The organism is Streptomyces chisholmiae, from assembly GCF_031845445.1.
GTDB lineage: Bacteria > Actinomycetota > Actinomycetes > Streptomycetales > Streptomycetaceae > Streptomyces > Streptomyces chisholmiae.
In genome coordinates this window covers 38,542-56,306 of sequence record NZ_JAVREO010000011.1, presented here as the reverse complement: position 1 = coordinate 56,306, position 17,765 = coordinate 38,542, and the positions used below count along the sequence as shown (strand labels likewise).

The window sequence follows — 17,765 nt, the reverse complement described above, 5'->3', positions numbered from 1 at the left end:
AGAGGAGACGAGCCCATGCGGGTGACCCGGTACGACGCCACGGAACCGGTGCGGCGCGGGCAGCTCGACAGCAACACCGTGGCGCGGCTGGACGGGGGCGTCGGGTTCGCCGAGCTGCTGACCACCCTCGACGCCATCCGCGCGGAACAACGGCCGGCCCGGGTGCTGTGCACGCTCGACGACCTGGACCAGTGCGTCTACACGAGCGGGCACGCCGGGCAGGACCGGCGCCTGAGTCCCGACGCGGCCGAAGCCGAGACCGACCCGGCGGACCCGGCCGCGGTCCGCCGCGCCGACGAGGCACGGGTCGGGTGGGTCGCCGCGGCGCTGGCGACCGCCGCGGCCCGCGAGGACCGGGACGAGTTGCCCGAACCCCGCGAGGGCGGGCCGGCGGAGATCGCCGCGCTGCTGGCCCTGAACGCGGACCCCGACCTGGCGCTCGACGAGGTGGTGCTGGTGCGGCGGGTGCCGGTGCCCCGCGACGACCTCGTCATCGCCGGCCTGCCGAACGGCTACTTCCAGGGCGACTGGGACACCTTCCAGAACCACGCCGTGATCCGCCGGCTGGCCGGGCACGGCTACCGGCACATCGGGATCGGCACCACCCTGCTCGGCTTCGACCGCGCGAGCGCGCCCACCGCCGCCGAGGCCGGCGCGGTCATCGCCGACCTCGCCCGGCTCTACGGGACGCCGGAGCACCCCGGGTGGGCCGCGCTGGCCGACCTGCTCCGCACCCGGCGCACCCTGCTCCTCGGCTACACGGAGGACTTCGCCGACGTCACCGCCGACGCCTCGGCTTACACCTCCGCCGAGGCCCGCGCGGCCCGGCCGGCGCCGGGGAGCTAGGGCGGCCTACCCGTCGGCCAGCCCCGAGACCCGGACCGTGACGTTCAGCCGGCCCGTCAGGCCCAGCTCGGGCGGACCCGAGCCGGGGACGGTCCGCGGCACCCCGTGGTAGGCGAGCCGGGCGGGACCGCCGAAGACGAAGGCGTCCCCAGAACCGAGCGTCACGTCCGTCCAGGGACGGCCCCGGCCCCCGACGTTCCCGAACCGGAAGACACAGGCGTCGCCGAGGCTGAAGGAGACCACCGGCGCGGGCGACCGCTCGTCGCTGTCCCGGTGCATCCCCATCCGGGCGCCGGCCGCGTAGTGGTTGACCAGCGCCACGTCGTACGGCTCGGCCGGGAGCGGCGGGCCGGGCAGCGCGGCGGCCACCGCGGCCCGCGCCCACTCCCCCAGCCAGCCGGGGAACGGCTTCACCGGGGCACCGTCCCCGTCCACCGCGGTGCGGGCGTATCCGTAGGGATACCAGTGCCAGCCGAGGCTGAGCTGCCGCACCGACATCCGGCCGGTGCGGGTGCGCACCTCGCGCAGCCCGGCCGGCGGGCGCGCCCACGCCCGGCAGGCGGCCAGCAGCTCGCGCTGCGCCGACGCGGTCAGCCAGTCCGGGAGATGGACCGCGCCGGGCGCGACCTCGCGGGCCGCGCGCGGGAAGAGCCCCGGCGCGCCGGCCGACGCCGGGGACTGTGCTCGCTCGCTCATCCCCCCATCATGCGCGCCCGGTCTGACATTCCGGCCGGGCCGGTTCGTACCCTGGGGGCGGCCTCCGGGTGACGGCACCCGGGGCGGGAGGAGGAGTCAATGACCGAGGTGCCCACGGAGCCGACGCTGACCGCGGTGCGGAACTTCCGGGACGTGGGCGGGCTGCCCACGGCGGACGGGCGCCGGCTGCGACCGGCCCGGCTGTACCGCTCGGGACACCTGGCGCACGCCACCGCCGAGGACCGCGCCTTCCTCGACTCACTGGGCCTGCGGGCCGTCTTCGACTTCCGGAACACCGCCGACCTGGCGCTGGACGGACACGACGTGGCACTGGCCGGGGCGCGCAACATCAACATCCCGCTGAGCGACCCTGCGGACGGGGCCGCTTTCTGGGAGCTGGTGCGCCGGGGCGAGATACCGCGGCTGCGGGCCGAGCTGGCCGGCGCCCGCGGCGGGGAGCGGATGGCGGCGAGCTACCGGCAGATGGTGCGGACCCGCACCGCGGAGCACGGCCGGGTGCTGCGGGCGCTGGCCACCGGCGACACCCCGGCGCTGCTGCACTGCGCCGCCGGCAAGGACCGGGCCGGCCTGACCGTCGCCGTGGTGCTGCTGGCGCTGGGCGTGTCCCGCGCGACGATCACCGAGGACTACCTCAAGTCCAACGCCCCACACCGGCGTTACCGCTGGACCCGGGAGCCGGCCGAGCCCGCCGGGCCGGCCGCCGAGGGGGCGGCCGGTCTGGACCCGGAGATCGCCACACTGCTGTCGCCGATGTTCGAGGCCAGGGCGGAGTACCTGGCCGCCGCCTACACCACCATCGACGACGAGTGGGGCGGCACCGACGCCTACCTGACCCGCGGCCTCGGCCTGGACACCGACACCAGGGAACGGCTGCGGACCGCGCTGCTGACCGAGGACTGAGCCGACGGGCCAGCGGCCGGGGAGCCGGCGGGGCCGGGCTACTTGCTGCGCACCACCACGAAGTCGGCCAGCGCGGTCAGCCGCTCCCTGGTCGCCGCCGGCAGCTCCACCCCGGCCAGCGCGCCCACCGCGGTGTCGTACTGGCGCCGGGCCTCGTCGGCCGTCCACTGCCGGCCGCCGGCCTCCTCGATCAGCGCGGCCCTGGCGGCGAACTCCGCCTCGTCGAAGTCCTCGAACTCCTCGCGGCTCTTCTTCGCGTCGGCGGTCAGCAGCGCCGTCAGCCGGCCGGCCGCCGGGCCGTCGGCGGCCATCGCGGCCACCACGGGCAGCGACTTCTTGCGCTGCCTGAGGTCGCTCCAGGTGAGCTTGCCGGTGCTGCGCGGGTCGCCCCAGATACCCAGCAGGTCGTCCACCGCCTGGAAGGCCAGCCCCAGGTGGCGGCCGTAGGTGTCGAGCGCGTCGGCGAGCCGCTCGTCCGCGCCGCCCAGCACCGCGCCGATGGAGGCCGCGCAGGCGAGCAGCGCGCCCGTCTTGTTCCCCTCCATCGTCAGGCACTCGTCGACGCTGACCCGCTCGCGGTGCTCGAAGGCGATGTCCTGGGCCTGGCCGTCGATCAGCTGGCGGCTGGCGGCGGCCAGCCGGCGCGCCGCCCGGGCCGCCGTCGCGTCGTCGCCGGCCGCCAGGATCAGCTCGCCGGCCAGCGCGAAGAGCGCGTCGCCGACCAGGATCGCCTGGGCCGGGCCGTGCACCTTCCAGACGGTGTCCCGGTGCCGGCGCTGTTCGTCGCCGTCCATCAGGTCGTCGTGCAGCAGCGAGAAGTTGTGCACCAGCTCGACGGCCACCGCGCCGGGGACGCCGACCTCGGCGGCGGCGCCGGCCGCCTCGGCGGAGAGCAGCGCCAGCGCCGGCCGGACGGCCTTCCCGCTGTCGGCCTCGGTGGGCCGACCGTCGGCGTCGATCCAGCCGAAGTGGTAGGCGGCCACCGTGTCCATCGGCGGGGCCAGCCGGCCGACCGCGGCACGCAGCGCCGGGGTGGTCAACGCGCGGCTGCGCTCCAGTAGTTCGGTGACGGCCTGGGCGGACGCCGAGGGCTCTGCTGGGCGGGGGGCGGCCGGGTTCACACGGGCTCCTTAGCCGGTTGGGGGGTGGACGCTCCCTGGGCAGCCGCGCGCGCGGCCGTCAGGCCGCTGCGCACCGCGCTCTCCATGGTCGCTGGCCAGCCGGTGGCGGTCCACGCCCCGGCGAGGTAGAGGCCCGGCGCGCCCGTCACGGGGCCGGGGCGGAGCCGGCCGACCCCCGGGCTGGGCGCGAAGGTGGCGGTACGTTCCCTGGTGACGAAGAAGTCGAGCAGCCTGGCCTCGGCCGCCCGCGGCAACAGCCGGACCAGCTCCGGGAGATAGCGCTTGCGCAACACCTCGGCCGGCTGCTGGATCTCCTCCCCCACGGCGGACTGGGAGAGCGCCAGGTACTGCCCGCCCCGGGCGCCGGGCAGCGCGGCCAGGCCGGACGGGGCGGTGCGGTCGAAGACCCACTGCACCGGGCTGTTCACCGCGGCGAAGAACGGCCGGTGCAGCACCGGCCGGTCGTAGATCACGTGCACGTTGAGGATCGGCGCGTTCTCGATGGCCAGCAGCCGGTCCTGGTCGGGCAGCGCGCCGGCCGGCAGCAGCCGGTGCGCGGCCTGTTGCGGGACGGCCAGCACCACCGCGTCGGCGGCCAGCTCCTGGTCGGGCCGGTGGCCCTGGCCGGGCCTGCTGCTGACGCCCAGCCGCCAGCCGCCGCCGGGCGCGGCCCGCAGCGACCTGGCGCGGGTGGCCAGCAGCACCCGCACGCCGGCGCGGTCCAGCGCGGCGCGGGCCAGCTCGTCGTGGAGAGTGCCCAGCGGCACCCGGGGCAGGCCGATGTCGGCCGCGCCGGCCGCGCTGAGCAGCCCGGTACGGAAGACCTTGGCGGCCAGCGCCAGGGAGACGTCCTCGGCCCTGGCGTTCAGCGTGGCCACGCCCACCAGGTCCCAGAGCGCGTCGATGGCGCGCGGACTCTGGCCGTGGGCGCGCAACCAGTCGGCGAAGCTCCGGTCGTCCAGCGCCGGATCGGCCGGGTCGAGCCGGCGTAGCGCCAGCGCGGCGCGGCTCACCAGGGCGCGCTCGGCGAGGCCCAGGTGCGGGTAGCGGGCCAGCCCGCCGGCCAGGTGGAACGGGACGGGCAGCGCCGAGCGGGTGATCCGGCCCAGCCGGCGACGCTCCGGATCGAGCACCGGCACATCGAGCCGGCGCTGCACGGGGGCCAGCCGGTCGCCGCCGATGCGCTCCAGCAGCCCGCGGTAGGCGGTGCAGCAACGCAGGTAGACGTGCTGGCCGTTGTCCACGGTCAGCTCGCCGACGGCCGACTCCCGGCGGAACGAGAAGGCCAGCCCGCCCAGCCGGGGGCGGGTCTCGACCAGGGTGACCCGCTGCCCGCGCGCCGCCAGCGCCAGCGCGGCCGTCGTGCCGGCGAGCCCGCCGCCGACCACCAGGGCGCGGCGGCGGTCGCCGGTCACGCCGTCCCCCGGGGGACGGCGGCTCGGCGGGCGTCCAGGCCGGCCAGGCCACGGACGGCGACCAGCGCCTTCTGCGCGGTGGGCAGCGCGACCCGGCCCCGCAGCACCGCCTCGGGGTCGGCCGCTATCCGGTCGAGCAGCCGGTGGTAGATCCCGGCCATGGCCGCGACGCAGGCGCCCGACCTGCGGTCCAGCATGGGCAGCAGCCGGAAGCCGTCGGCGAACAGCTCGCGCGCCCGGCGCACCTGGAAGCGCATCAGGCCGGCGAAGTCGGCGTCCCGGCTGGGCGGGAAGTGGTGGGCGCCGTCGGTCAGGCCGAACTTGCGCAGCTCCTCGTCGGGGAGGTAGCTGCGGCCGTTGCCGGCGTCCTCCCTGATGTCCCGCAGGATGTTGGTCAGTTGCAGGGCCAGCCCCAGGGTGTCGGCGTACTCGGGCGCCCGGTCGGCGTTCCGCACGCCGGGCACCGTGCCGAAGACACCGAGCGAGAGCCGCCCGACGGCACCGGCCACGCAGCGGCAGTAGCCGCGCAGCTCGTCCCAGGTCTCGTAGCGGCGGCCCTGGACGTCCATCAGCACGCCGTCGATCAGCTCGTCCAGGCCGCCCAGCGGAATCGGGTAGCGGCGGGCGGCGTCGGCGAGGGCGACGGCGACCGGGTCGGTGGCGTCCTCCGGGACCTCGTCGGCGCGGACCCTGGCCAACAGCTGCCGGGTCTCGTCGAGGCGGGTCTCCTTCTCCGCCGCGGGCAGCGGGCCGTCGCCGATGTCGTCGACCCGGCGGGAGAAGGCGTAGAGCGCGGAGAGGGCCCGGCGGCGGGGGGCGGCCAGCAGCCGGATGCCGTAGGCGAAGTTCTTCGCCTGGTGGCCGGTGACGGCCTCGCAGTACTGGTAGGCGGCGAGCACCGGCGCCGTCGGGGTGGGGCTCTTGGTCACGGGCGGGAGCCTCACGTTCCTCGTTGTCGCAGTGCGGTGGCCGCCGCGTACAGCAGTCGGCCCCGGCTGGCGCGTGGGGGGCCGGCCAGCACGTCGTACCGGGCCTGGGCGATGGCGTGGGCCGCCGCGTATCCGCCGCCGAGGAACCCGGCGAGCAGCAGCCGCAGCCGCCCGTGGACGCCGCCCACCAGGGGTGCGCCCTCGTCCAGCAGCCTACGTGCCCGATCGGTCTGGTAGGCGACCAGGGTCCGCACGGAGGCGTTGGCGGTGGGCCTGGCCAGGTCTTTCTCGGTGACCCTGAACCGGCGCATGGCGGTGGCCGGGAGGTAGATCCGGCCCCTGGCGAGGTCCTCGGCGACGTCCTGGAGATGCTCGACCAGTTGGAGGCCGGTGCATATGGCGTCGGACTGACGCAGCCGCTCCGGAGTGGCGGTGCCGGTGATGGCGAGCACCAGGCGGCCGACCGGGTTGGCGGACAGCTCGCAGTAGTCGAGCAGCTGGGCTTGCGTCTCGTAGCGCCGCACCCGCTGGTCGACGCGGTTGGCCTCCAGCAGGGCGCGGAACGGATCGGGGGTGAGGCCGGCGCGGCGGATGGTGGGGACCAGGCCGCGGACCAGCGGGTGGCCCGGGCCTGGGCCGCTGTCCGCGAAGGCGCGGTCGAGGTCCGCGGCGAGGGCGTCCAGCAGGGCCGTCCGATCGTCCTGGCGCTCCGGGGCGACGCCCAGCAGCACGGCGTCCGAGCCGCCGGGCGGCAGGTCGCCGTCGCCGATGTCGTCCACCAACCGGGCGTAGCCGTAGACGGCCATCAGGTCGTCCCGCCAGGCCCGGGGCAGGAAACCGGGAGCTACGGGGAAGTTCTCGTGAGCGGCCTTGGCCAGCGTCTCCGCCACCGACTCGTCGGCCGCCGCGGTCACCACGTGGGACCCGTCTTCACCATTGCCGTCATGCTTGTCTTTTTACCTCGGGTTCCCATACCGCCTTGACCGGACACGCTACCCGGCCCGGTCAGGGAAACGGCCCGGGGGCCCCGAGGGTTCCCGGCGGTCGGCCGCCACGCGCGCGGGCCGACCGCCGGAGCGGGCCGCCTACTTGGCGGTCTCCTCCTCGTAGGCCTTGAGGACCTGCTCGGTGGGACCGTCCATCATCAGCACGCCGTGTTCCAGCCAGAGCACCCGGTCGCAGGTGTCCCTGATGGTCTTGTTGTTGTGGCTGACCAGGAAGACGGTGCCGGCCTGGGACCGCATCTCCCGGATCCGGTCCTCGGAGCGGCGCCGGAACTTCTTGTCGCCGGTGGCCAGCGCCTCGTCGATCATCAGCACGTCGTGGTCCTTGGCCGCGGCGATGGAGAACCGCAGCCTGGCCTGCATGCCCGAGGAGTAGGTGCGCATGGGCAGGGTTATGAACTCGCCCTTCTCGTTGATCCCGGAGAACTCGACGATGTCCGCGTACCGGCTGCGGATCTGGTCCCGGGTCATGCCCATCGCCAGGCCGCCGAGGACCACGTTCCGCTCGCCGGTGAGGTCGTTCATCAGCGCCGCGTTGACGCCGAGCAGCGAGGGCTGGCCGTCCGTGTAGACCCTGCCCGACTCGGGCGGCAGCAGGCCGGCGATGGCCCGCAGCAGGGTGGACTTGCCGGAGCCGTTGGAGCCGATCAGGCCGATCGCCTCGCCCCGGTAGGCCACGAAGCTGACACCGCGCACGGCGTGCACCTCGCGGACCCGGGCGTTCGGCTCGCGGCGGATGATCCGGCGCAGCGCGGCGGTGGCGTTGCCCCGCTTGGCGGCGCCGTTGACCCGGTAGACGATGTGCACGTCGTCGGCGATCACCGTGGGGACACGGCCGTCGTCGACCACCCGCAGGGGGTTGGGAGTGTTGCCCTCAGCCACGACCGTACCGCTCCTCAGCCTTCCAGAAGTACACGAAGCCGCCGATCCCGATCACCACGGCCCAGCCGAGGGCGAACCACCAGGTGGTCATCGGAACGCTGTCATGGTAGGCGCCGTCGATCAGGGCGTACCGCATCAGGTCCATGTAGACGGCGGCCGGGTTGGCCGCCAGCACGTCCGCCAGCCACACGGGAGCCCCGTCCAGCTTCTCCACCATGTAGCGCAGCGGGAACATGACACCCGAGGCGTACATCCAGGTCCGCAGCACGAACGGCATCAGCTGGACCAGGTCGGGGGTGGAGGAGCCGAGCCTGGCCATGATCATCGCCAGGCCGACGTTGAAGACCAGTTGCAGCGCCAGCGCCGGCACCACCAGGAGCCAGGTCCAGCGGGGGAAGTGCCCGAAACTGACCACGATGACGGCCAGCACGATCATCGAGTAGAGCAGCTGCTGGAGCTGCTGGAGCGAGAAGGAGATCGGCAGCGAGGCCCGGGGGAAGTGCAGGGCCCGCACCAGGCCGAGGTTGCCGGAGATCGACTTGACCCCGGAGAGCACCGACTGTTGGGTGAAGGTGAAGACGAAGACCCCGGTGACCAGGAACGGGATGTACTCGTCGTTCTCCATGTTCCCCCGGCCCTGGAGCAGCAGGCCGAAGATCAGGAAGTAGACGAAGGCGTTCAGCAGCGGGGTGAAGACCTGCCACAGCTGCCCGAGCTTGGCCTGGCTGTACTGGGCCATCAGCTTCGCCTGGGAGAAGGCGAGGATGAAGTAACGCCGCCCCCAGAGCTGCCGGATGTACTGCGTCAGCGAGGGGCGGGCGCCGCTGACCGACAGACCGTGAAGGGCCGCGAGTTCGGCTGGTGATACTTCGCGGGGGGACGCACTCTCATGCGTGGTCTCACTCACCTTGGGAAACTTTCGTCCTCGCAGGGCACAGGGCGGTAGAGGCCGCGCGTACGCGCGACGGCCCCAGGATGGTCTCAGACCCGAGCTTGTCAGATAACAGGAGGTCGTCCCAGCCGGGTCAGGCGCCATACCGTACGCCAACGCATCGCCCTGCGTTGACCACACGGGGTCCGCCAGCCCTCGGCGAAGCCGCCGAACCAGGCCCGCAGCGCCGCCCAGGAGGGGCGCCTGACCAGGGTGAGCAGCAGCCACACCCCGAGATAGACGGGGACCAGCGGGACCGGCAGGTTCCGCCGGGCCAGCCAGACGCGGTTCCTGGCGACCATCCGGTGGTACATCGCGTGCCGGGAGGGGGCGGTCGTCGGATGGTGCAGCAGGAGATCCGCCCGGTAGTCGATGGACCAGCCGGCGTCCAGCGCGCGCCAGGCGAGGTCCGTCTCCTCGTGGGCGTAGAAGAAGTTCTCCGGGAGCCCGCCGACGTCCCGGAAGACGGCGGTCCGCACCGCGTTGGCCCCGCCGAGGAAGGTGGTGACCCGGGAGGAGCGCATCGGGTCGGAGGCGCGCAGCCGGGGAACGTGGCGGCGCTGGGTGACCCCGGTGTCGGGGTCGGCGATCCGGAAGCTGATGATGCCGAGGCCAGGATCGGCGGCGAACGCCTCCCGCGCCAGCCGGACCGTTTCTTTGTCCGGAAGCAGCCCGTCGTCGTCCAAAAACAGCAGCACGTCGACGTCGGAGCCGGCCGGGCCGAAGGACTCGATGCCGACGTTCCGACCACCGGGAATGCCGAGGTTCTCCGGGAGCTCGACACCCCGCACGCCGGGCGGCAACGGCGGCAGCTCCGCGCCGTTGCCCACCACCACGACCTCGACCGGCTCGCCCTCCTGGGCGGCCACCGAGTCCAGCAGGGCCCGCAGCTCGACCGGGCGGTCCCCCATGGTCAGCACCACGGCGCCGACGGACAGCGCCGCCGGCTCCGACGCGGTCACCGCAGCCTGCTGGAGGCGAGGATGGAGACCAGGTGCAGCAGGGTCTGGAGCACCGCGATCGCGGCCAGCACCGCCACCCCGAGCCGGGTGAAGAAGAGCCCGCCGTCCACCAGGTCGAGCACCGCGACCGCCAGGATCAGCAGCGACGCCTCGACCCCGCCGACCAGCCGGTGGAACTTCAGCGCCGCGGCGGCCCGCCGCGCCACCGCGAGACCGGAGGAGCGCGGCGTGGCCGCCTCGTCCTTGACCGCGGCCAGCCCGCTGCGCGCCCTGGCCACGTCCACCAGGTCCGTCTCGGCCTTGATCAGGATGGCGCCGAGCGCCGCCACCGTCCCGACGAAGGCCCACAGCCAGTTCGCCGAGGACTCGTGCTGGCCGAACACGTCGGCGGCCCGCACGCCGAAGCCGACCAGCAGCGCCGCCTCGGCGAGGTAGTGCCCGACCCGGTCCAGGTAGACGCCGGTGATCGAGGTCTGGCCGCGCCAGCGGGCCACCTCGCCGTCCACGCAGTCCAGCAGCAGGTAGAGCTGGATCAGCAGGGCCGCCAGCACGGCCCCGACCAGGCCGGGGACCAGCAGGACCGCGCCGGCCGCGACCCCGGCGAGAACCATCAGATAGGTGAGCTGGTTGGGGCTGACCCGGGTGTTGACCAGGTGCCTGGTCCAGCGCAGGGAGATCTCCCGCATGTACAGGCGACCGGCCCAGTGCTCCCCGCTCCGGCGGTCCTTGACGCCGGCGGGGTGCACCACGGGGCGGAGTTCAGCTACCGATGGCTTTGACATAGTCCGCGTACGCGTCCCTGATTTCGTCGGTGGTCAGATCGAGGTGTTCGAGGATGGTGTAGCGGCCCGGCCTGGTCTGCGGGGCGAAGGCGACGGCGGTGACGAACTCGTCGGTGGAGAAGCCGATCTCCTCCGGGCGGACCGGCAGCCCGTGCCGCCTGAGCACCTCGGCGAACAGGCCGCAGCCCTCGGCGTCCCCGCGCAGGTGCATGGCGAACGCGGCGCCGAGGCCGACCTGCTCGCCGTGCGGCGCCGACCGCCTCGGGTAGAGGATGTCCAGCGCGTGCGAGATCTCGTGGCAGGCGCCCGAGGACGGCCGGCTGTGCCCGGCGATGGACATGGCGATGCCGCCCAGCACCAGCGCCTCGGCCAGCACCGTCAGGAAGCGGTCGTCCGAGCAGTCCCCCGGGTGCCGGAGCACCGCCTCGCCGGCCTGCCGGGCGATGGCCGCGGCCAGGCCGTCGATCTGCTCGCCGGTCTCCCGGTGCGACAGCTCCCAGTCGGCGATCGCCGAGATGTTGGAGATCGCGTCGCCCACCCCGGAGCGGACGTAGCGCGGCGGGGCGTCCCTGATCACCTCAAGGTCCACCACCAGCGCGATGGGCGCCGGCACCCCGTAGGAGCCGCGCCCCGCGTCGTTGTCCAGGGTGGAGATCGGCGAGCAGATGCCGTCGTGCGCCAGGTTGGTGGCGACGGCGACCATGGGCAGGCCGACCCGGGCGGAGGCGTACTTGGCGGCGTCGATGATCTTCCCGCCACCGAGGCCGACCACCGCGTCGTAGTGGCCCGAGCGCATCGCGTCGGCCAGCTGGACGGCGGCGTCGATGGTGCCGCCGGCCACCTCGTACCAGTCGGCGCCCGGCAGCGCCGGGGTGAGCCGCTCGCGCAGCGCGGCGCCGGACCCCTTGCTGATGGCGACGGCCAGCCGGCCGGAGGAGGAGACCCGCTGGTCGGCCAGGAGCCCGGCCAGGTTGTCCAGGGCCCCGGCGGCGATCTCGACCGAGACCGGGGACGGGATGAGGCGGGTCAGTACCGGCACGCGATCTCCCTGCCCCGGGCGAGGTCCTCGTGGTTGTCGATCTCGACCCAGCTGACCTCGCCGATCGGGGCGGTGTCGATCCGGAAGCCGCGGTGCACCAGCTCCTGGTAGCCGTCCTCGTAGTAGAGCTGCGGGTCGCGCTCGTAGGTGGTGCGCAGCGCGTCGGCCAGCTCGGCGGCGGCCTCCGGCTCGATCAGGGTCACCCCGATGTACTCGCCGGTGGCCTCGGCGGGCTCCATCAGCTTGGTGATCCGGCGCACGCCCTTCTCCGGGTCGGCGATGACCTTCATCTCCTCGTCGGCCAGGGACTTGACCGTGTCCAGCGCGAGGATGATCCGGCGGCCCTCGCCCCGGGCGGCCAGCAGGGTGCGCTCCACCGAGGCGGGGTGCACGGTGTCGCCGTTGGCCAGGATCACGCCCTCGGCGATGACCTCCCTGGCGCACCACAGGGAGTAGGCGTTGTTCCACTCCTCGGCCTTGTCGTTCTCCACGAGGGTGAGCCGGACGCCGTAGCGGCGCTCCAGCTCGGCGCGGCGCTCGTAGACGGCCTCCTTGCGGTAGCCGACCACGATGGCGGCCTCGGTGAGACCGACCTCGGCGAAGTTGGCCAGGGTCAGGTCGAGCACCGTGGTGCTCTCCTCGCCCTCCCGTTCGATGACGGGCACGAGTGCCTTGGGCAGGGTGTCCGTGTAGGGGCGAAGACGCCGTCCGGCGCCGGCGGCCAGCACGAGGCCGATCATGCGGGTTCTCCTGTTTCGTCGTGTACGGCTGGCGCCTGGGACGAGATCCAGAAACGGATGCTCTCCCCCAGCACCAGGAGCGCGACGGCCCCTGCGAGGACCGCGAGCGCGGTGGTGAAGCCCTGGCCGTCCGCCCAGAGGGCGGCGGCGACCGTGACCACCAGGACACGACCCTCGTGACCGCCGGTGGCCATGGCCAGCCAGCGTGGGGGCGCCCCGGCACCGCCGCGGAGGCGGTACACCGTGTCGTAGTGATGGTAGGCGCTAGCCGCCACCAGGCAGAAAGCCGCCGGCAACGCGCCGTTCACCTCGCTGTGGGCGGCCAGCAGCAGGATCGTGAGGTACTCGCCGGCCCGGAAGAGCGGCGGGAGCAGCCAGTCGAGGCCGCCCCGCAGGGGCCGGGCGGCGGCCCGGCCGGCGGCGATCCCGTAGCCGAGTGCGCCGAGCACGGCGAGCCAGCTGCCCGCGCCCACCACGGGCGGCAGGGTGGCCAGCAGGAGCAGCACGGCCAGCAGCGCCCAGACCGGGGCCGGCGGCCCGGGCAGCCGGGGCCGGCCGGCGGCCAGCGCGAGCGGCCCGTTGTCCGCCAGGCCACGGAGCGCGGCGGGGGCCGAGGCGGCGACGCCGCGGGCGCGCAGCGAGCGCAGCAGCCGGCCGGCGGTGGTGTAGCAGGCGGCCAGCCCGCTGGCGACCAGCAGCACCAGCAGGGTCGTCCGCGGAGTGGTGAGCGCCGTCAACACGGCGATCAGCAGCCAGCGTTCGCCGATCGGCAGGACGATCATCCGGCGCGCCCAGACCGTCCAGCCGATCCGGTCGAGCCGGCCGGAGATGGCGTTGGCCGCGCCGCCGGCGGGGCTGGGCGGATGGGACTCGTTGAACGCGAAGTCCACGATGTGGCGGCAGGTCTGGAGCACCATGGCGCCCAGCGCCAACGCCCAGACGTCGTCCCCACCGCGGGCCGCGCCCAGGGCGAGGCCGGCGTAGAAGGCGTACTCCTTGGCGCGGTCGAAGGTCGCGTCCAACCAGGCACCCAGGGTGGAGTACTTGAGGGCGTAGCGGGCCAACTGGCCGTCGGCGCAGTCCAGCACGAAGGAGGCCATCAGCAGCAGGCCGGCGGCGACGAAGCCGAGGCGCTCGCCGGTGGCCGCGCAGCCGGCCGCGACCAGCGCGGTGACCAGCGAGGCGGTGGTGACCTGGTTGGGCGTGAGGCCGCGGCGGGCGCACCAGCGGGCCAGGTAGCGGGAGTAGGGGCTCACCAGATGGGTGGTGGTGAAGCCGTCCCTGGACTTGACGGCCGAGCGCAGCCGGACGGCCTCCTCGTCGACCGCGGCGACCCGGCCGGCGGCCGCTGCCCTGGCCGGCTCGTCGGCCGGCACCTCGGCGACCAGGGTGCCCAGCTCGGGGCGGTGCGGCGGGGCGTCGCCCGCGGCCAGCAGCTCGGCGAGCCGGTCGGCCAGCCGGCCGGCGGCCGGCGGGGCGGCCAGCGGGGCGCCGGCCGGCTCCGCCGGGGGCGGCCCGGCCGGCTCGTCGAGGGCGGCGACCGCGGCGGCCAGGGCGGGGCGGCCGGCGGGGCCGGCGGCGACGGCGCCGGGGATCGCCGCGGTGGCGAACCTGGGGTCGGTCAGGCCGAGCCGCAGGCTGTGCCGGTGGCCGACGAACCCGGCGTCCACCACGGCGACCCGCTCACCGGCCGGCACGGCGGCCACCGCGGCGGCCAGCTCGGCCGGCCGCGCGACCACCGAGACGGTGAATCCCAGCGCCCGCAGATCGTCCTCAACGGAGGAACCGGGCACGGGTGGACCGGTGAGGATGGCGCTGGACAGCTGACTCACTCCTTGCGACAACTCCGCGCTCTGCGGCGGCATGTCGGCAGAGATTATCTGATGACCATCGCGCGGCAAGAACGGCGTTGGGGTGGGGAAACCCACGGTTCACTTCTGACGCCCCCAGAACGTCGATTGTGACCCTACGCGATGGCACCGACACCGTGCGAAGTCACGTTGTCCGAGGCAGGGGTTAGGCTGCCGCCATGAGCTGGTTGATCACCGGCGGGGCCGGTTACATAGGAGCGCACGTGGTGCGCGCGATGGTCGCCTCCGGAGAGCGCGTGGTGGTGTTGGACGACCTCTCCACCGGGCTGCCGGAGCGGCTGCCCCCGGGGGTGCCGCTGGTGCGCGGCTCGGTGGCGGACGGCCCGCTGGTGGCCGGCGCGCTCACGGAGCACGGGGTGACGGGCGTGGTCCATCTCGCGGCCCGCAAGCAGGTCGCCGAGTCGGTGGCCGAGCCGCTGCTCTACTACCGGGACAACGTGGGCGGGCTGACCACCCTGCTGGCGGCGGTGGCGGCGGCCGGGGTGCGGCGGCTGGTCTTCTCCTCGTCGGCCGCGGTCTACGGCTCCCCCGACGTCCCGCTGGTGACCGAGGAGACGCCCTGTCGGCCGGTGAACCCGTACGGCGAGACCAAGCTCGCCGGCGAGTGGCTGGTGCGGGCCGCCGGCCGGGCGCACGGCGTGCACACGGTCTGCCTGCGGTACTTCAACGTCGCCGGGGCGGCCGTCCCCGAGCTGGCCGACCGGGGCGCGGGCAACGTCATCCCGCTGTTCTTCGAGCGGATCGAGGCGGGGCTGCCGCCGGTGATCTTCGGGGACGACTACCCGACGCCGGACGGCACCTGCGTGCGGGACTACGTCCACGTCGCGGACCTGGCGACGGCCCATCTGGCGGCGGCCCGGCTGCTGGCCGGCGTCGCGCCGGAGGCACCGGCCGGGGATCTCACGGTGAACGTGGGCACCGGGGTCGGCGTCTCGGTGCGGGAGCTGGCGGCGGCGGTGACCGAGGTGACGGGCGCGGCGGCGCCGGTGGTGGCGGAGCGGCGGCCAGGCGACCCGCCGCGGGTGGTGGCCTCGGCCGAGCTGGCGCGGGAGCGGCTCGGCTTCGTCGCCCGGCACGGGCTGGCGGAGATGGTCGGCTCCGCCTGGGATGGCTGGCGACGGCAGGCCGACGCGGGCTGACCCGCGCCCGCCGGCCGGGCATCGCCGCTGCTCAGGAAGCGCTTCGGCCAGCTTTCGGAAGGAAAGGGAAAGCCGCAGGTCAGAGCACATGACAACGGTCTTCAGTACCGCGTTGCCGGATACCCCCCACCCGTAGTTCACTGGGTTGCGGAACCGACGACGAGGGGGCGGCACGAATGGGCGCGGGTCACCAGCACGGAGGCCACGGCGGGGGGCACGAGCACGGCGCCCCGGCGACCAGGGGAGCGGCCTACCGCGGCCGGCTGTGGATGGCGCTGGGCATCGCCGGGCTGCTGCTGGTCGCCGAGGTGATCGGCGCGGTGCTCACCGGCTCGCTGGCCCTGCTGGCCGACGCGGGCCATGTGGCGACGGACGCGGTGGGCATCGGCATGGCGCTGGTCGCGATCCACTTCGCCAACCGGCCGGCCGACCGGGAGCGGCGGACCTTCGGGCTGGCCCGGATGGAGATCCTGGCGGCCCTGGTCAACTGTCTGCTGCTGTTGGGCGTCGGCGGCTACATCCTGGTGGAGTCGATCAGCCGGCTGCGTGAGCCGGCCGAGGTGCCGGGCGGGGCCACGATCGTCTTCGGCCTGGTCGGGCTGGCGCTGAACTGCCTCTCGCTGGCCCTGCTGATGCGCGGGCAGCGGGAGAACCTCAACGTCCGGGGCGCCTTCCTTGAGGTGCTGGCGGACGCGCTGGGCTCGGTCGCGGTGATCGTGGCGGCCGGCGTGATCCTGCTGACCGGCTGGCAGCGCGCCGACTCGGTGGCCTCACTGCTGATCGCACTGATGATCGTGCCGCGGACCGTCAAGCTCGCCAGGGAGGCGCTTGAGGTGCTGCTGGAGTCGGCGCCCAGGGACGTGGCGGTGGCCGAGGTGCGGGCGCACATCCTGCGGCTGCCGGGCGTCGAGGGGGTGCACGACCTGCACGTCTGGACGATCACCTCGGGGATGCCCGTCCTCTCGGCGCACGTGGTGGTCAGCCCGGAGGTGCTGGACGAGGTCGGGCACGAGCGGACCCTGCACGAGTTGCAGAACTGCCTGGGCAGCCACTTCGACGTGGCGCACTGCACCTTCCAGTTGGAGCCTTCCGGGCACGAGGAACACGAAGCGGGCCTCTGCCACTGACCGGGTGCGGCACACTGGAGCGGGGCCGTGCCCGAGGGCCCCGCGCCGGCGCGGTCGGCGACGCCGGCGCGCGTGGCCGGGCCGGGGCCCGGGACCGGGTCGCGGCCGGCGGGGGACCACGGGCCCAGCCCGCGAGACCGCCCGAGACCAGGCCCGAGACGCAGCCAGAAACGAAAAGGTGCACATGTCCCAGAGCGCGACCGTGTCGACCGAGGCGATCCTGCTGGAGCTGGTGGACGAGGAGGGACGCACGACCGGGACGGCGGAGAAGCTCGCCGCCCACCAGGCGCCGGGGCAGCTACACCGCGCGTTCTCCGTCTTCCTCTTCGACAGCGAGGGTCGACTGCTGTTGCAGCGCCGGGCGCTCGGCAAGTACCACTCGCCAGGGGTGTGGTCCAACACCTGCTGCGGCCACCCGTACCCCGGGGAGGCACCGTTCCTGGCGGCGACCCGGCGGACCGTCGAGGAGCTGGGCGCCGCCCCGGCGCTGCTGGGCGAGGCCGGCACTGTCCAGTACCACCACCCGGACCCGGCCTCGGGGCTGGTGGAGCGGGAGTACAACCACCTGTTCGTCGGGATGGCGCGGCAGCCGCTGCGCCCGGACCCGGCGGAGGTGGCGGAGACCGCCTTCGTGACCCCGGAGGAGCTGGCCGGGCTGCGCGCGGACGGCACCTTCTCCGCCTGGTTCGGCACCGTGCTGGACGCCGCCCGGCCGGCGGTCCGGGAGCTCACCGGGGGCTCGGCCGGCTGGTAGCCGGCCGGCCGGGCAGCCGGTCGAGCGGCAGCACGGCCCAGATCACCTTGCCGCCCACCGCGGTGGCCCGGACCCCGCAGGAGCCGCCGGCCTCCTGGGCGGTGGCCTGCACCAGCAGCAGCCCGCGCCCGCCGGTGTGGTGCCGCTCGGGGCTGGCGGCGAGCGCCTGCGGCCGGTAGGGGTGGCCGTCCTCGACCCGCACCCAGACCCAGTGCGGGTCGACGGTCACCTCGACGCCGATGGCCGGGGTGAGCAGGGCCGCGTGCCGGACGGCGTTGGTGACCAGCTCGGTGAGGATCAGCATCAGGCCGTGCAGCCGGTCGGCGCTCAGCGGCGCGGCGCGCCGGCGGAGCAGGTCACGCACCGCGTGCCTGGCCTGCGGCACCGAGCTGTCCTGGGGGGCGAGGGTGAAACGCCAGCTGCCCTGCCAGGGCGGCGGCGCGGCGGCTTCGGGGCGACCGGGGTGGTCGGGGTGCGGGCCATGGCTGACATGGCCGGGGTGCGGCCGGGCTTCCGACGACCTGTCCACGATGTTCGTCACGGGCCTTTCTCCTCGTCTGCGCAGCGGATGGGGCCGCCCACGCCCGGCTGGGCATGGGCGAGCGG

Annotated in this window: 18 protein-coding genes; 5 read left to right on the top strand and 13 right to left on the bottom strand. The window is 74.4% G+C overall.

The features are described from left to right. Positions 1-15: 15 nt before the first annotated feature. Complete coding sequence (locus RM844_RS18995) at positions 16-846, top strand: hypothetical protein (RefSeq protein WP_311668467.1); 831 nt, start codon at positions 16-18, stop codon at positions 844-846. A 6-nt stretch (positions 847-852) separates the two neighbouring features. Here RM844_RS18995 and RM844_RS18990 read toward each other — a convergent pair whose 3' ends face one another. Next, the gene (locus RM844_RS18990) at positions 853-1,542 is read right to left on the bottom strand and encodes an alpha-ketoglutarate-dependent dioxygenase AlkB family protein (protein ID WP_311668466.1); all 690 of its coding nucleotides are present in this window, start codon (positions 1,540-1,542) and stop codon (positions 853-855) included. 99 nt (positions 1,543-1,641) lie between these two features. On the opposite strand from RM844_RS18990, the gene RM844_RS18985 reads away from it, so the two are divergent. After that, positions 1,642-2,463, top strand: coding sequence for a tyrosine-protein phosphatase (locus tag RM844_RS18985; RefSeq protein WP_311668465.1), 822 nt, complete (start codon positions 1,642-1,644; stop codon positions 2,461-2,463). 38 nt (positions 2,464-2,501) lie between these two features. On the opposite strand, the gene RM844_RS18980 is transcribed toward RM844_RS18985, so the two are convergent. The 11 genes from RM844_RS18980 to RM844_RS18930 all read right to left on the bottom strand — a co-directional run bounded on the left by RM844_RS18980 (position 2,502) and on the right by RM844_RS18930 (position 14,091). Then, positions 2,502-3,584 (bottom strand): polyprenyl synthetase family protein, encoded by a 1,083-nt coding sequence (locus RM844_RS18980; protein ID WP_311668464.1) that lies wholly within the window; start codon positions 3,582-3,584, stop codon positions 2,502-2,504. Next, entirely contained in the window at positions 3,581-4,999 is a 1,419-nt protein-coding gene (gene hpnE, locus RM844_RS18975; protein ID WP_311668463.1) for a hydroxysqualene dehydroxylase HpnE, read from the bottom strand. Before hpnE ends, RM844_RS18980 begins: the two co-directional genes overlap by 4 nt. Then, on the bottom strand, positions 4,996-5,928 hold the full coding sequence (gene hpnD / locus RM844_RS18970) for a presqualene diphosphate synthase HpnD (RefSeq protein WP_311668462.1): 933 nt from the start codon (positions 5,926-5,928) through the stop codon (positions 4,996-4,998). The genes hpnE and hpnD overlap by 4 nt, the downstream gene beginning before the upstream one ends. 11 nt (positions 5,929-5,939) lie before the next feature. Then, positions 5,940-6,845 carry a squalene synthase HpnC gene (hpnC, locus tag RM844_RS18965; protein ID WP_311668461.1) on the bottom strand — a complete coding sequence of 302 codons (906 nt, stop codon included), beginning with the start codon at positions 6,843-6,845 and terminating at the stop codon, positions 5,940-5,942. A gap of 168 nt (positions 6,846-7,013) precedes the next feature. Next, the gene (locus RM844_RS18960; RefSeq protein WP_311668460.1) at positions 7,014-7,814 is read right to left on the bottom strand and encodes an ABC transporter ATP-binding protein; all 801 of its coding nucleotides are present in this window, start codon (positions 7,812-7,814) and stop codon (positions 7,014-7,016) included. Beyond that, positions 7,807-8,721, bottom strand: coding sequence for an ABC transporter permease (locus RM844_RS18955; protein ID WP_311668459.1), 915 nt, complete (start codon positions 8,719-8,721; stop codon positions 7,807-7,809). The genes RM844_RS18960 and RM844_RS18955 overlap by 8 nt, the downstream gene beginning before the upstream one ends. An 89-nt stretch (positions 8,722-8,810) precedes the next feature. Then, positions 8,811-9,656, bottom strand: coding sequence for a glycosyltransferase family 2 protein (locus RM844_RS18950; RefSeq protein ID WP_311668656.1), 846 nt, complete (start codon positions 9,654-9,656; stop codon positions 8,811-8,813). Positions 9,657-9,703: 47 nt separating this feature from the next. Beyond that, positions 9,704-10,489: a CDP-alcohol phosphatidyltransferase family protein gene (locus RM844_RS18945; RefSeq protein ID WP_311668458.1), complete on the bottom strand. Its 786-nt coding sequence runs from the start codon at positions 10,487-10,489 to the stop codon at positions 9,704-9,706. Beyond that, positions 10,467-11,528, bottom strand: coding sequence for an iron-containing alcohol dehydrogenase family protein (locus tag RM844_RS18940; protein WP_311668457.1), 1,062 nt, complete (start codon positions 11,526-11,528; stop codon positions 10,467-10,469). Before RM844_RS18940 ends, RM844_RS18945 begins: the two co-directional genes overlap by 23 nt. After that, positions 11,516-12,268, bottom strand: a complete 753-nt coding sequence (locus RM844_RS18935; RefSeq protein WP_311668456.1) for a phosphocholine cytidylyltransferase family protein — start codon at positions 12,266-12,268, stop codon at positions 11,516-11,518. The genes RM844_RS18940 and RM844_RS18935 overlap by 13 nt, the downstream gene beginning before the upstream one ends. After that, positions 12,265-14,091 (bottom strand): DUF5941 domain-containing protein, encoded by a 1,827-nt coding sequence (locus RM844_RS18930; RefSeq protein ID WP_311668655.1) that lies wholly within the window; start codon positions 14,089-14,091, stop codon positions 12,265-12,267. The genes RM844_RS18935 and RM844_RS18930 overlap by 4 nt, the downstream gene beginning before the upstream one ends. A gap of 206 nt (positions 14,092-14,297) precedes the next feature. Between RM844_RS18930 and galE the strand changes: the two genes are divergently transcribed. The 3 genes from galE (at position 14,298) to idi (ending at position 17,159) form a co-directional block, all read left to right on the top strand. Continuing rightward, entirely contained in the window at positions 14,298-15,278 is a 981-nt protein-coding gene (gene galE / locus RM844_RS18925; RefSeq protein WP_311668455.1) for a UDP-glucose 4-epimerase GalE, read from the top strand. Positions 15,279-15,454: 176 nt separating this feature from the next. Further along, the gene (locus tag RM844_RS18920; RefSeq protein ID WP_311668454.1) at positions 15,455-16,405 is read left to right on the top strand and encodes a cation diffusion facilitator family transporter; all 951 of its coding nucleotides are present in this window, start codon (positions 15,455-15,457) and stop codon (positions 16,403-16,405) included. A 184-nt stretch (positions 16,406-16,589) separates the two neighbouring features. Then, positions 16,590-17,159, top strand: coding sequence for an isopentenyl-diphosphate Delta-isomerase (gene idi / locus RM844_RS18915; protein WP_311668453.1), 570 nt, complete (start codon positions 16,590-16,592; stop codon positions 17,157-17,159). On the opposite strand, the gene RM844_RS18910 is transcribed toward idi, so the two are convergent. After that, positions 17,134-17,700, bottom strand: coding sequence for an ATP-binding protein (locus RM844_RS18910; protein ID WP_311668452.1), 567 nt, complete (start codon positions 17,698-17,700; stop codon positions 17,134-17,136). The two genes, idi and RM844_RS18910, sit on opposite strands and share 26 nt — an antisense overlap. Positions 17,701-17,765 lie beyond the last annotated feature (65 nt).